A 13,514-nucleotide genomic window follows, 5' to 3' on the forward strand; every position below is an offset into this window, starting at 1 on the left:
CTCTAGTGATAGTATTTAAAAAAATAGATAATTTCATTGATAAGTTCGCATCGTTCTTTTTAGTTCTATGTGTGCTTTCGGTTTTATTTTTAAGTTCAGGTGCCATCATCCTTAGATGGTTTCACATCAATCTTTATTGGATTGACTCTTTTGTCCGTCACACTGTATTTCTGTCTGCCTTCTTAGGTGGAGTAGTGGCAACGGGAAGATCAAACCATATTGCGATTGATTTAATCAGTAAATTTTTAGAATTAAAAAAGAAAGAGCACGCTCGTATCATCATTCATAGAATCATTTTAGTTTGTTCAGGGATCATCCTATTGTGGCTTTTTAAAGCTTCAATGGATTTCATGAAGATCGAAATGGAATTTAGCAAAGAAGAGTTCTGGGGAATTGGAAGTGGATACTTAGTTGGGATCATCCCGGTTGGAGTAGCGTTGATGACGATCAGATTCTTTACATTGTTTATCATCAGTTTTGATAAAGATGCACCGGCACTTCATAGCGTGGGAGAAATTAAATGAGTGGAATTGTAGCTACAGTCGGGATTTGCTTACTGGCAAGTCTTGGAATCCCTTTATTTATCATTATGACTCTCGCATCTCTTGTCGCTTTTTCTATGGCCGATGTTAACGTTTCAATTGTGGCGCAGGAGATTTATAAAATCGCTGCTCAACCAACAATTGTAACGATTCCTCTTTTTACTTTTGCCGGATACCTGATTGCTGAAAGTAAATCTCCACAAAGATTAATGAGACTTGCTGAAACTGGTTTAGGCTGGATTCCTGGTGGGATCTCAATCGTGACTCTAATTGTGTGCGCATTTTTTACGGCCTTCACGGGAGCGTCTGGAGTAACGATCATCGCTCTTGGTGGTGTTATTTATCCGATCTTAATTAAAGAAGGGTACTCAGAAAAGTTCACGCTTGGAACAATCACAGCTTCTGGATCTCTTGGATTATTATTTCCTCCATCACTACCCATCATCCTTTATGGAATGGTAGGGAAGGTTGATATTGATAAATTGTTTAAGGCCGGGATCATTCCTGGTTTTGTTATCATCATGATCCTTGGAGCATGGTCGATTTATAACGGGCCTAAAAATTTAGAAACAAGAAAGTTTATTTTAAAAGATTTTTTAAGTGCACTAAAAGAAGCATGGTTAGAAGCGATTCTGCCGGTTGCTGTTTTAGTGGGTATCTACGGTGGATTCACGACTGTAACTGAAGCTGCGGCCTTTACAGCTCTGTATGTTCTTATCGTAGAAGTGCTAGTCTACAAAGATTTAAACCTGTTTAAAGATGTTCCTAAGATTGCAGTCGATGCAATGAGCTTAGTTGCTGCGATCCTTCTGGTTCTTTGTTGCGCTCTTGCTTTCACTAACTGGATGGTTGATGAAGACATTCCTCTAAAGATCTTTGATCTAATGAGAACTCACATCGACAACAAGTACACTTTCTTACTGTTCTTAAATATCTTCTTACTAATCGTTGGATCGGTAATGGATATCTTCAGTGCGATCGTAGTAGTTGTTCCTTTAATCCTACCAATCGCTCGTGACTTCGGAGTTGATCCGGTTCACATGGCGATGATCTTCTTAACAAACCTTGAAATTGGATACCTTCACCCGCCCATTGGGATTAACCTCTTTATTGCGAGTAACAGGTTTAAGAAACCCATTACGGCACTCTATGCGGCCTCGATACCGTTTCTGGTGTTAATGGTTATTGCACTGGCCATTATTACTTATGTGCCGTCTCTAAGTTTATTCTGGTTTCAATAATGATTAGTGCCCAAAAAATTAAATCAATTGTCCTAACTCTCGCCGTGCTTAGTAGCACGGCGGTTTTTAGTGCAGAAGATAATAATTTAAATGAATACTACCTTGGTGTATTCATGGGTGAAAAGAAAACTCCCAACTATTCAGGCCCTCTTGACCCTCGCACTGAAATTTCATCGGGCGGTCTTATTTTATTAGATGATATTTTTAAAGACCAATACCTGAATCAACAGATTCAGGATGTACCTTTTTCACTTCACCGTTACTGGTTTAATGAAGTGGTAGAGAAGTCGACTTGTCCTGATTCTACACTTAATGAGAATATGGATTATATCCGTTATCTCTACCGTCTGGTGACGATGAGTTATTTATTTGAAGGGGTAAAACTCAACAATAAAATGGCCAGTCAATTAGGTGGAAAGAATATTTGCTCGATCTCTTTTAAAGATGTCTTTCAGGGGTGTACTCCTGAATCGACGGATATGAAGAAGTTCTATGAAAGAGTGTATGGGAAATTTGTAAACGAGATTGAAAAGTCTCACACGCCACAGTTGTCTAAAAAAGATATGGCCACATTTATCGATGAGTTTCAGGGATCGACGTCACTGACGAGTAACCCGACATTCTCGAGACTACATGACTGGTGTATCGCTAATAAGAAAAATTGCAGAGCTCTTAAAATTGAAGAAATCAAAGAGGCCTTAGGTGGCTTTTGTAATGATGATAAAAAAATGATGAAAGTCCTTTGTTCTGAAAAGGATAACTTTTATGGACTCTCAGGAATTAGCATTGCGACTGACCTGATTAAAACATCAAATGCTTTTAACTTGATCAACCAAACGGGGATGGGGGAAGAGTGTTTACGTCGTTATGGAAAATTATTTCAAGGTAAAGAGTCGCCTTATGCGTCTTTATCAAAGCAGTACCCATTAATGTATTCTTACCTGTTAAAAAATAATACGACTTATCCACAAGGTGAATTGTTTCTTCCAGGGGCACTTAAAGAATTTGATATGAAAGGTCTGAGTGACTTTTTATCTGCGCTTAAACCGCCAAAGGTTGAGCCTGTAGTCATTGTAAGGCCGAAACCTAAACCGAAGCCAAAACCGGTTGTGGTGATAGCTCCTAAAGTAGAAGAGAAAGCTCCTGAAGTGGTTCCAGTGGTGGTCGCTGAGCCTGAAAAACCACATGTTTCAGAATTTGAGCATGGGGTTCTAGAGATGAAAGAAAAAAATCTTTCTTCATACTCATTGGATATGGATACTTTTAGGGATGACTTCGAATTTACGTCGGCGATGATTGCGGAATTGTCAGGGCCTATTAAGAAATTCCAGACTAGATCGGCATTAAACGATATGAAGTCTTATGATCTACTGGGGTCAGCGGAAGCGCCGGTTGGATTAGTGTTTTTGAAGTTTTTAATTGATACTGAAAATCATCAAGGTCTCTATAACATTGTTCAGGTTTTAGGAGAGAAGTTTTACGTCTCAAATGATATTGAGAAAAAGACGACTGCTCATTACATCGAACTGAAGAATGATGCTTCTACTAAAAATCGCTGGACTATTATCATGCTTAAAAAATAAAAAACCCGGAAGAACTCCGGGTTTTTTTATAAAGAATATATCGGGAAAGAATTTTCTATTTATATTTTTTAGCTACAGATTTCAGCTGAGTTTGCGTCGTTGAGCTCATGTCCAGCATTAAAAGAATCCCAGCGTTTTCACCGTTTGCATCTTCTCCAACAAGCGAGATATTTCCGATGCGGTCTTTACCTGTATAGTATCTAGCAGTAATGATCGATGTTCCGATTCCTAAAGTCTTCACCGGGATGAACACCCCGAAAACCTTTGGGCCTAAGTAGAAACCCATGTTTTTAAACTTTTCGATTGAAAAAGCTACCGCAGGTAACTTTCCACCGGCAACACCCGGAAGGGAGCGCCCACCAGGCAGAGTTGCCGGGTTTAGTTGTTGAAGGCTTGTATTAAAAACGTCTTGAAGAGAAACACTGATGGCCATAAGTGTACCAGCAGATGCTAAGTCAGGAGAGATTTCCAGGTACGAATTTGGGTACTTTGGAATGTTGTAACGAAGTCCACCATCAAGTTGAAGGCCATCGAATACCATCGAGATTAAAACATTGTCTTGAACTAGAGTCACAGACATGTTGCTTACTCCAGGAACCTGGATGTTTGAAGCACTAGTACCATCACCACATGAAGTAGACAGGATACCAGCTGTAAGTGCGACTGAGAGAACGAGAGCTTTTGTGTTTGAGAAAATATTCATTTTTGATCCACGAGAAAGCTTGCTGTGATTTTTCTTAACAACGAATTCAACTTGAGCGGACGTACCGTAGAAAACTCACAAACGTATTCAAATTTTTGTATTGCAAGATTACAAGTGAATGGTGTGAACTTCAACGGACGCAAGTGTGAATCCATTTTTAATAGGTTAGGAAAACTAAATAATAAAAAATCTGCCCACAATTAGTGGTTCTTTAAGATAGGGTCCGATAAATACAGGAAAAATATTTAAATCAAGAAGTCGACCACCTCAACATATTCACCCTCAATTGTTTGAGAGGAAGTTGTGTGAGCGAAGGCCATGATTCTGACGACCGAAGCACGAGAAGCGTATGCAGATTTAATTCCAGTGGGAGAGTCTTCGAAGATAATTGTACTATCGTAAGTTGTTCCCAATCTTTTCATTGCTTCAAGATAAGGATCTGGATGAGGTTTTGTCAGTACCGTTTGATTTCTTCCCATTTGAAGTTCCACGAATTTATCGATGCCAAAACATTTAAGAGTTTCAAGCACGATGATGTCTTCACTTGCACTAACGACAGCGCATTTTTTATTTTCATCTTTTAGGTGTTGTAAAAAAGGGAAGAGTCCTGGAGTGATGTAGTTTTCTTTTTCGTGATCAGGAAGATTATTAAAGAGCTTTATTAACTGAAAGTTTTTTTGCTCGATACATTTATCAATTTCGGCATCAGTTAAATGCGGGCAAACTGTTTTTAAAACGATGTGATCGGTCATTCCGTAGAATTGATCGATTGTGGCCATAAGGTCTACTTCAACACCAAGATCGCGTAAAACGATGACGGCCGCTTTGGCATGCAGAGGCTCAGTATTAACTAATGTCCCATCCATATCAAAGATAATCACGTCTTTATGTTTTACCAGAGCTTTTAGGTCAGTCATGTTTTGCCTGCTAATGTTATTCATCAAAATAAGCTATCATTGTACATAGAGCGAACCGGGATTACACCATGAAAATCTTTCCAAAAGACTCGACAGTAAATACTTCTGCGCCAGCGCAAAGGGCCACTACTACTAAAGAGGGCAGTCCTTCTAAAAAGAAAGTCGCTGCACCAGTAAAAAAAGAAATGAGCGCGGCGGCGATTAAAGAAAAATTAGCGGCACACGTAGAAACTTCTGACGCTGCAAAAAACATGGCCATTAAAAATACTAAGAGATTAGGTGATAATTTTATGAGTGATACAATCAAGCCGATTGTAGACACTGTCTCTGTTGATGCACCAAAGCTTGGAGCCGCGTCCGGTGAAGAAGAAATCAAAACACCAAATACAAAAGATTTAACAATCAAGAGTGATATTGCACTCAATGATCCAAAAGACACTAACACTCAGGAAAAGCTGAAAACGGCTTTAACCAGAGGTGCATTTAACTTTAACCCTAAAGAGCGTGAAGCTCTCGAAAAAATCTTAGCAGGCTAATCAATTAATATGTCGAAATATATTATTTATCCATTTATTGTTGGTTGCGGATTTTTTATTTATTTTTTGCTATGGAAGTTCACGACACTATCAGTGGTCTTACTTCCTAGTGTGAGTTTCTTTGCATTCCTTCCCATCGTTTTATATTTTGAACATAAGTACCCATTCAAAGAAGAGTGGAATCATAATCTTGGTGATTTTAAAGCAGACGTGATCACCACACTTATTATTCTTCCAGTGCTGACGGGAGCGATTGAAAAGATAGAATTGTATATGAACGATTCATTTTTACGTTTTTCATGGGCAGAGCATTTTTCTTTCTGGCATCAGTTCTGGATTGTTTTTTTCACCAGCGAATTTTTATTCTATTGGTATCACCGCTATTCTCATAAGCAAAAAACTCTATTGAAATACCATAGTGTCCATCATGGTGCGGGCAGAATGTACTGGGCCAATTCCGGAAGATTCCATTTTATGGACATCATTATTCAGTTCATTATTTATTTTATTCCAATTTATTTATTTAAGGCCTCGGTCGATGTTGCAGCGATGCTTTTAATGATTACGGCCGTAACTGGAACGATGGAGCATGCAAACATCAGATACTCGACAATCTATTTATCGTATTTTTTTAATACAGGTGAACTTCACCATCTTCATCACTCGCCGGATATCAAGGTGTGTAATAAGAACTTTGGTAAAGTGACAATTATTTTTGATTTGATTTTTGGGACATACATGAAGTCGGAAGAGACTCGTGAAAATCTAAAACCAGGTCTGCCATTTAACAAATACATGCCAGTTGATCTATTAGGTCAATTGAAGTTTCCCTTCGTAAATTCTAAGAAATAAAAAAAGATTAAGAATGACCTTTTGCGAGTTCTTTCGCTTCAGTCATAAGAAGCATTTCGTGAAGCTTATCAACAGTGGTCTTGATAACTGAATCAAGAGTTCCTTTGATGATTGCTGCAGCAGAGTGATCGTGACCACCACCACCAAGAGCGCGTGCCATAATTCCTACATCCACAGTACCGATTGATCTAAGTGAAACTTTGATCTCCGCTCCCATTTCTCTAAACATTAAAGCGACTTTGATATTATCTAAAACCAAAAGATGGTTGATGAAAGCTAGAGTGTCTTCAGTGTCTACGTGAAATTTTTCTAAAAGGTCTTCTGTTAGTGTTAACCAAGCGACTTTTTCGTCTTTCGTCGTGTGAGCACTTGCCAGGACTTTTCCTAAAAGCTTCATATACGTAAGCTTTTTAGTTCCGTAGATCATATTGTAAGCATGCGGTGGACGCACGCCTGTATCCATCAAACTTCCAATCAAACGGTGAGTGTTACCAGTCACAGTTGGATAACGGAAACTTGAAGTATCAATTAAAATTGCAGTGTAAAGAGGTAATGCCATCTCGCGGTTAAGCGGAATACCAAGAGACTGGATCAGTTCTCCAGCTAGTTCACCAGTTGCTGCTTTACTCGTATCGATACAGTTTTCTTCCATCACTTCTTTCGGGCATGGATGGTGATCGATAAATAATAAACTTGGAGCAGTTAGTGCGATAGCTTTCATACCATCACCGATACGCTCAAGAGAGTTTGTATCAGTCACAATGAACAGATCAATTTCTGCTTCAGCGTAGAAAGACATATATTCTGAGCGAGAAATAACAGTATTGTCGGGGTCCAGGTATCTGTAGCGCTCAAGAAGGGGCTCTTCGTTTACACAAATAGCATTCTTTCCTTGAGATCTCAGTGCCAGACATAGAGCGATTTCACTCCCGATTCCATCAGCATCAGGAATGATGTGAGTAGAGATCACGATGTTGTCAGCTTTTTGAGTGAAGAATTTAAATCGTTCAGTAATATTCATAGCAATAATAATTTACACTAAATTTTTTTCAATTGCTGTAATTTTTGTTACGATTTTCCTGATAAGTCGTCTTTTTATTGGCTTTTTACTAAATAACAGCGTGGTCCTATGGAATTAGCGATTGAAATTGAGAATTTGTGCAAGTCCTATCCTGGACGCATGGCTTTAGATAATATTTCCTTCTCCGTCAAAAAAGGAAGTATTCATGGATTTCTTGGGCCTAACGGCGCAGGTAAATCTACGACAATGAAAATTTTAAGTGGTCTCATTCCTGAAACGAGTGGCCGCTATAAAGTGAATGGGAAAGTAGGATTTCTTCCAGAACATCCTCCGGTTTATCCCAACATGTCAGTGTATGATTATTTAAAGTTTGTGTTTTCCATTTACGCAGGTGCAGTAAACGAAGCGCGCATTGATGAAGTCATGTCAAAAACAGGACTTACCGATGTCAGTTCTCGCCTCATTGGGAATTTATCTAAGGGATACCAACAAAGAGTGGGTATTGCCCAGGCCATTATTCATTCACCAGAAATTATCATCCTTGATGAGCCAACAGTGGGTCTTGACCCTGTTGCTATCGCGGATATCAGGTCTCTTATTTTAGAATTAAAAAAAGAGCACACCGTTTTATTTTCATCTCACCAGCTTCACGATGTTGAACTTCTTTGTTCAGATATCACACTTATTAATCGTGGAGAGATTGTTGTCTCAGGTGCGATTGATACGATTCTTGCCAGCTTAAAAACGAATATGATTTTAAAGGCGAGAGTGCAGAATTTTTCAGAAGAACAAAAAAAGAAACTCATCAGCACCTTTGGTGTGGATTCAATAGAAGTGACTCAGGATCTTGAACAAAAAAATACATTGTTAAAAATTGCGACTAAAGGCAAGGCCGATATTCGCGCTGAACTTGCACGCCACTTAGTAGATCCATCGATTGGACTATTGGAGTTTATGGAAGAGCGTGGGGATTTAGAAGATTTATTTAAACGGATGCACGAATGATTTATACAAAAAAAGTCATGATTTTAGCTCGAAAGGAATTGAAGGATGCTTTTTCTTCTCCTCTTATTTACATTTTATCTGGGCTCTTCTCGCTGATGATGGGATGGTTATTTTTTAACTATCTGATCCAGTCAACACAGATGACGACCACGACGATGACCCAAGGGGTGATTACACCGATCTTCGGGAATATCAATTTTATTTTTATTTTCTTATGCCCTCTGATCACGATGAGATCGTTTGCAGAAGAAAAGAAACAGTTCACATTGGATCTTCTTTTAAGATCAGAACTAACAGAGATGCAGATCATTCTTGGGAAATTTATTTCCAACGTGGCCATGGTTCTCTTCATGTTATCGCTGACACTTTTATTCCCGTTGATTCTTTCATTTTCTGGTTACAGTGACTGGGGAGTAGTTGCCAGTTCATACCTGGGGATTGTGTTGTCTCTTATGGCCTACACAGCAGTCGGATTATTTTGCTCAAGCCTGACAGATAATCAAATCGTGGCCAGCCTTTTAACTTTTTGTATTTTACTTGGGTCAATGCTTTTGGTTATTTCAGTGAATGCGACAAATAATTATTTATTCGCTCTACTGGTTCAGTACACGACGATTCCTTTTCACTATGAAGGGTTCACTCGTGGAGTGCTCAAGTCCTACAGCTTTGTGTACTTTGCCTGCTATTTAACGTTTTTCTTTTTATTAACCCTGAAGTCTCTTCAGTCGAGAAAATGGTAAGGGGATAAAAATGAAAATGAAAAAATGGTATAATGTTTTACTCGCAATCGTGACCAGCATTCTTTATCTGGTGGTTGTGGCCCTGTGGATTTCGATTCCAGATGAGTTGACACTGAATCTTGCAGTGACTGTGCTGGCGATGGCCGTGACTCTTGTTTTAATCTTCTTAAACCGTCTTCCTTTGAGTGTTTATTATCACAGTAACCAATTTAAAAAGCTTCAAGAGACCATTGTCTTTTTTGGGCTTTTATTTTGTATTTTTGGAGTAGTGAACTACTGGACTTATAAACATCCTAAGCAGTTAGATCTTTCAGTTATCAAGCTGAACTCTCTAACGGATCAAACGAAGAATATTTTAAAAGAGATGAATGAGCCTCTGACTTTTAAAATGTTTGCCAGAAAGAATGATTCACTGGCGTGGATGGCCTTATTAGAATTCTACCGCACAGAAAAAAATAATATTCAGATTGAAAAGATCGATATTGATGTTCGTCCGGATTTAGTAGGGGATTATCACATTAGTGATGCTGCGACGTTGGTGATTGAGTATAAAGGCAAGCGCCAGAATGTAACGGAGAGAGATGAATTAAATATCACGAATGCTTTAATTAAGATTTCTCGCGGAAGTGACCCGGTTGTGTACTTTGTTCAAGGGCACGGCGAAGGGGATATCAATTCTCAGGAAAATGAAGGTTTAAAGTTTATCTATGAGACGGCGAAAAACTCAGCACTTGATATCAGACAGATTAATCTATTAAGCACTCAGGAAATTCCATACGATGCTAAAGCACTTGTTCTGTGGGGCCCTAAAACTGCGCTTCAACCAAGTGAAGTGGATGTCATCAAGAGATTCTTAGAGAGAAAAGGGAATCTGATGATTGCCCTTGATCCGGATCTTAACGGCGATCATTTTGAAAATGTCAGAGCTCTAATGCGCAATTATAAGATCATTATGAGAAACGATATGATCATTGATCGTAAGAGTTTCGTAAATGGATCTAATGGATCAATTCCACTAGTAGATCATTTTGATAACAGCATTGAGATTACAAAAAACTTTAAGGGACAGATTTTCTTCCCATTAGTTTCTTCTCTTGAGCAAATCCCAGATGAGATTCTTCCAGGTGTTAAGGGGGTCGTGAAGACGATTACTGGTTCAACTCCTTTTCCGGATTCATGGGGAGAGACGAGCTTAAAAGAAATGGCCGCTCAGGATATGAGTTATACAAAAGGGACTGATAAACCAGGGCCGCTTTATATGACGATGTCGTACGAGAGTCCCGATAATAGAATTGTGGCCTTTGGTAACTCAACTTTTGTTATCAATGCTTATTCTAAGTTTGGAGCAAACTATACATTCTTCTTAAACTCACTTTCATGGACAGTGGGCGAAGACAGATTGATCTCGTTTAACCTGCCAATCGTTCAAAGTCAGCCGATCTTTATTTCAGCACCTCAAATGGGAATTATTTTTTACTTCTCAGTATTGTTTTCGCCATTAGTTCTCTTTGGATTAGCGGTCTATATGTACAGAAGAAAAAGAGACAGATAGTTATGAAAGAAAAAATTCTTAAGCACAAAAACCTCGCACTTTTTTTAGTTTTAGTCCTGGCACTTGCCGGGACTTATATTTTTGAAGAAAAAAGTAACCGTACTGCAGAAGCTGAGCATGCTAAAAAAACTCAGTTATTAGATACGGAAAAACTAGGGGACATTCAGGGGATTCAAGGGATTAAGTTGAACTTTGAAAAAAGAGGAAATCTCTTTTTTGATAAGGACACAAACCTGCAATTATCTGAGCCAAGGCTTGATGAGTTCTTTCAGATTCTCGCTGGGCTAAAAGTTAAGACATTTTTAAACCAAGCTGAAGTCGCTAAAGTCGGAATGAATTTTTATATTCCTGATCCTTCAATGAAGATGACGTTTCGTTTTGAAAAAGGTGAGCTGACTTTTACATTGGGGAAAAAACTGGATTTCGATCAGTCGTTCTATATGGAAGTGACGAGAGATGGTGTCTCTCAAGTCGTGATCGTGAATGATGAATCACCAGACCCAAGTGTTTACCAAAGTGATGAAGAGTATAAAAAATCAGATGTTAAATATAAGCGCATACAAATCGTTTTCCTTTTAACTAACAAATACTTCTACGACACCAGAGTCTTTAAAGAATTTAAATACACAGATGAGAGAATTAACTTTAAGACGATTTCTATCGCTACGTTTAGAAATAAAAAATATGCCATTGATTTTGAAAAATCTCAAACGATTCCACCTCCACCAAAGGGGATTGGTTACTACGAAGACAATTGGGTTTCCTTCCTGGAGTTTTTAACGAAGCTTGAAGGAAAAAATCTTTATTACCCGGCCGATCCAAAACTTCTGACAGAAATTCTTTCAGAGTTTGAAGTGGTGGATAGAGAAGGGCGCAAGTACACGCTGGATGTTTATAAGAAATACGGTGAAGAATCGGGCTACTTTTTGAAGACGACTTTAGACAATATCGTTTATCAGTTAAAACCTGCAGATGCTCAGTACTTCTTTGTGAATGTACAGGATTTCTGGCAGAAACGAATTATGCCAAAAGAAAAAGAGTTCAATTTTAAAATTACGTTTCTGGATAACCAAACAGAGACGGTAAAGATCTCTGACAAGGAACTTTTCAAAGTAATGCCTACGGATTCCAGATTCACAGAAGGAACAATCCGCGCACTAGAGTTTAAAAGACTGATCGAATTTTTTAAGACAGAAGGAAATCACGTCACAGAATTAACGGAAAGTCCGAGTGAGATACTCAAGAAAAATATCCTGAGAGTTCAGTTTGATAATAGAAATTTGAGTGTTATCCTAGATGAGAATGGCGCGAGTATAGTAGATTTTGATCAGAAGATCATGGTCCATTATTATCTTGGGGCCAAACTTCCATTTAGTATTAAACACGAAGATTACTTTATAGCAGCGAAAAAATGATTCAATCACTCTCTCTTTTTTTTCATACGTTCCTAGCTCCCACTAAACGCTCAGTTGATGGGGAGAGAATAACGTATTTTGAAGTGATGGGGATTTCGTGGTCTCTGCACATCATTTATGCTTTTTACTCGATCTTTGCCCTTTACCTGGGGATCGTGAGTTATGAGTATCTTTCAAACTCACAAAGCTACACCCATTTATTATTCGAATCATTCTCTGTAACGACTCAGAAAATCTCTTTGATGATGACGCTCGTTCAGGTAATTTTTTATCCCTTCATTTTCCAATTCGCTTTTAAGTTCTGGGCCTATCTTTTAAGATTTTTTGCTCAGATTTTTGACTACGATGGGGACCGTGAACTGGATGTGGAGATCGAAGAGTTATTAAACTCGATTTTTACGGCCAATATCTTCTTAATCATTCCTATTTTTGGAAGTGTCCTTAGTACTTTGGCCCAAGCGTATTACATGTTCATTGGTCTGCGTGCAAAATTAGGATTTACGAGAGTGCAAGCAGTTTTAGTGCTTATGACGCCACTATTTTTGATGTTTTTAATCACTGTACTCATCGCGTCTTACTTTACGCTCCTAATCTCGCTGCTGCTAACAACTTAAATTTTGTTGATGTTAGAAATTGCTAGTGAAACCTCATTGAAAACTTTGATTTGATCTGCCAAGATGGCAGAACACACACACAATTGTTACTGATATTTTTGAGACATTTTGGGGAGAAATCTATGACTCTATTTGCAGGGATGACAGGTAGTTCTGGGAGTATTGAGGTCGTTTGCGGTCCGATGTTTTCTGGGAAGACCGAAGAGCTAATTCGTAGACTAAAAAGAGCGCAGATTGCTCGCCAAAAAGTTCAAATCTTTAAACCAGCTATTGATAATCGTTATCATGAAACTGAAGTTGTTTCACACTCTTCACTTTCAATTGAAGCGACTCCAGTAAATACATCAATCGAAATTCTGCAAAAAGTTTACGATTCAACGAGAGTTGTAGGGATTGATGAAGTTCAATTCTTCGACGAAAACATCTCTGTGGTAGTTGAGAAACTAGCTCGTAGAGGGATTCGTGTGATCATGGCAGGCCTTGACCAGGACTATATGGGAAAACCATTTGGGCCGATGGCAAACCTTCTAGCGATCGCTGACAGTGTTGATAAAATTCACGCTATCTGTACTGTTTGTGGAGCTCCGGCACCTAAAACTTTCAGAAAAAATCCCAATAATACTGACCAGGTTTTAGTTGGTGAGACTGATTTGTACGAAGCGCGCTGCCGTGCTCACGCTGATTTCTTCGGTGAAGACCAGGATCAGTTAGCATTCTTCGTGAATTTAAACGAGTCTCGTTCCAAAACTCAAAATTTATAGTACACTTATAGGCATTATCACTTCCTCCCCAT

At 38.7% G+C, this 13,514-nt stretch carries 14 protein-coding genes; 11 read left to right on the plus strand and 3 right to left on the minus strand.

Annotated elements, in window-relative coordinates:
* Window positions 1-5 precede the first annotated feature (5 nt).
* From SHI21_RS13010 to SHI21_RS13020, 3 genes are read left to right on the plus strand one after another with little or no spacing between them, the layout of a single operon-like run.
* On the plus strand, window positions 6-524 hold the full coding sequence (locus SHI21_RS13010; protein WP_323577029.1) for a TRAP transporter small permease: 519 nt from the start codon (window positions 6-8) through the stop codon (window positions 522-524).
* Window positions 521-1,783, plus strand: coding sequence for a TRAP transporter large permease (locus SHI21_RS13015; RefSeq protein WP_323577030.1), 1,263 nt, complete (start codon window positions 521-523; stop codon window positions 1,781-1,783). Before SHI21_RS13010 ends, SHI21_RS13015 begins: the two co-directional genes overlap by 4 nt.
* Window positions 1,783-3,366 carry a hypothetical protein gene (locus SHI21_RS13020; protein ID WP_323577031.1) on the plus strand — a complete coding sequence of 528 codons (1,584 nt, stop codon included), beginning with the start codon at window positions 1,783-1,785 and terminating at the stop codon, window positions 3,364-3,366. The genes SHI21_RS13015 and SHI21_RS13020 overlap by 1 nt, the downstream gene beginning before the upstream one ends.
* 55 nt (window positions 3,367-3,421) lie before the next feature.
* On the opposite strand, the gene SHI21_RS13025 is transcribed toward SHI21_RS13020, so the two are convergent.
* Together SHI21_RS13025 and SHI21_RS13030 are read right to left on the minus strand one after the other, a co-directional pair.
* The gene (locus tag SHI21_RS13025; protein ID WP_323577032.1) at window positions 3,422-4,069 is read right to left on the minus strand and encodes a hypothetical protein; all 648 of its coding nucleotides are present in this window, start codon (window positions 4,067-4,069) and stop codon (window positions 3,422-3,424) included.
* 245 nt (window positions 4,070-4,314) lie between these two features.
* On the minus strand, window positions 4,315-4,986 hold the full coding sequence (locus SHI21_RS13030; protein WP_323577033.1) for an HAD family hydrolase: 672 nt from the start codon (window positions 4,984-4,986) through the stop codon (window positions 4,315-4,317).
* A 68-nt stretch (window positions 4,987-5,054) separates the two neighbouring features.
* Here SHI21_RS13030 and SHI21_RS13035 point away from each other — a divergent pair, with 68 nt between their 5' ends.
* Both SHI21_RS13035 and SHI21_RS13040 read left to right on the plus strand, forming a co-directional pair.
* Complete coding sequence (locus SHI21_RS13035; RefSeq protein ID WP_323577034.1) at window positions 5,055-5,522, plus strand: hypothetical protein; 468 nt, start codon at window positions 5,055-5,057, stop codon at window positions 5,520-5,522.
* A gap of 9 nt (window positions 5,523-5,531) precedes the next feature.
* A complete protein-coding gene (locus SHI21_RS13040) occupies window positions 5,532-6,374 on the plus strand; it encodes a sterol desaturase family protein (RefSeq protein ID WP_323577035.1) in 843 nt (280 codons plus the stop codon).
* 7 nt (window positions 6,375-6,381) lie between these two features.
* Here SHI21_RS13040 and SHI21_RS13045 read toward each other — a convergent pair whose 3' ends face one another.
* Window positions 6,382-7,395 (minus strand): DHH family phosphoesterase, encoded by a 1,014-nt coding sequence (locus SHI21_RS13045; protein ID WP_323577036.1) that lies wholly within the window; start codon window positions 7,393-7,395, stop codon window positions 6,382-6,384.
* Window positions 7,396-7,554: 159 nt separating this feature from the next.
* Between SHI21_RS13045 and SHI21_RS13050 the strand changes: the two genes are divergently transcribed.
* From SHI21_RS13050 to SHI21_RS13075, 6 genes are all read left to right on the plus strand, one after another.
* Window positions 7,555-8,400 (plus strand): ABC transporter ATP-binding protein, encoded by an 846-nt coding sequence (locus SHI21_RS13050; protein WP_323577037.1) that lies wholly within the window; start codon window positions 7,555-7,557, stop codon window positions 8,398-8,400.
* A complete protein-coding gene (locus SHI21_RS13055) occupies window positions 8,397-9,140 on the plus strand; it encodes an ABC transporter permease subunit (protein ID WP_323577038.1) in 744 nt (247 codons plus the stop codon). The genes SHI21_RS13050 and SHI21_RS13055 overlap by 4 nt, the downstream gene beginning before the upstream one ends.
* A gap of 10 nt (window positions 9,141-9,150) precedes the next feature.
* Window positions 9,151-10,692: a GldG family protein gene (locus SHI21_RS13060; protein WP_323577039.1), complete on the plus strand. Its 1,542-nt coding sequence runs from the start codon at window positions 9,151-9,153 to the stop codon at window positions 10,690-10,692.
* Between the two features lie 2 nt (window positions 10,693-10,694).
* Window positions 10,695-12,107 (plus strand): hypothetical protein, encoded by a 1,413-nt coding sequence (locus SHI21_RS13065; RefSeq protein ID WP_323577040.1) that lies wholly within the window; start codon window positions 10,695-10,697, stop codon window positions 12,105-12,107.
* Window positions 12,104-12,721, plus strand: a complete 618-nt coding sequence (locus SHI21_RS13070; RefSeq protein WP_323577041.1) for a hypothetical protein — start codon at window positions 12,104-12,106, stop codon at window positions 12,719-12,721. Before SHI21_RS13065 ends, SHI21_RS13070 begins: the two co-directional genes overlap by 4 nt.
* 122 nt (window positions 12,722-12,843) lie before the next feature.
* On the plus strand, window positions 12,844-13,482 hold the full coding sequence (locus SHI21_RS13075; RefSeq protein WP_323577042.1) for a thymidine kinase: 639 nt from the start codon (window positions 12,844-12,846) through the stop codon (window positions 13,480-13,482).
* The last annotated feature ends 32 nt before the right edge of the window (window positions 13,483-13,514 follow it).

Source organism: Bacteriovorax sp. PP10, from assembly GCF_035013165.1.
Classification (GTDB): domain Bacteria; phylum Bdellovibrionota; class Bacteriovoracia; order Bacteriovoracales; family Bacteriovoracaceae; genus Bacteriovorax; species Bacteriovorax antarcticus.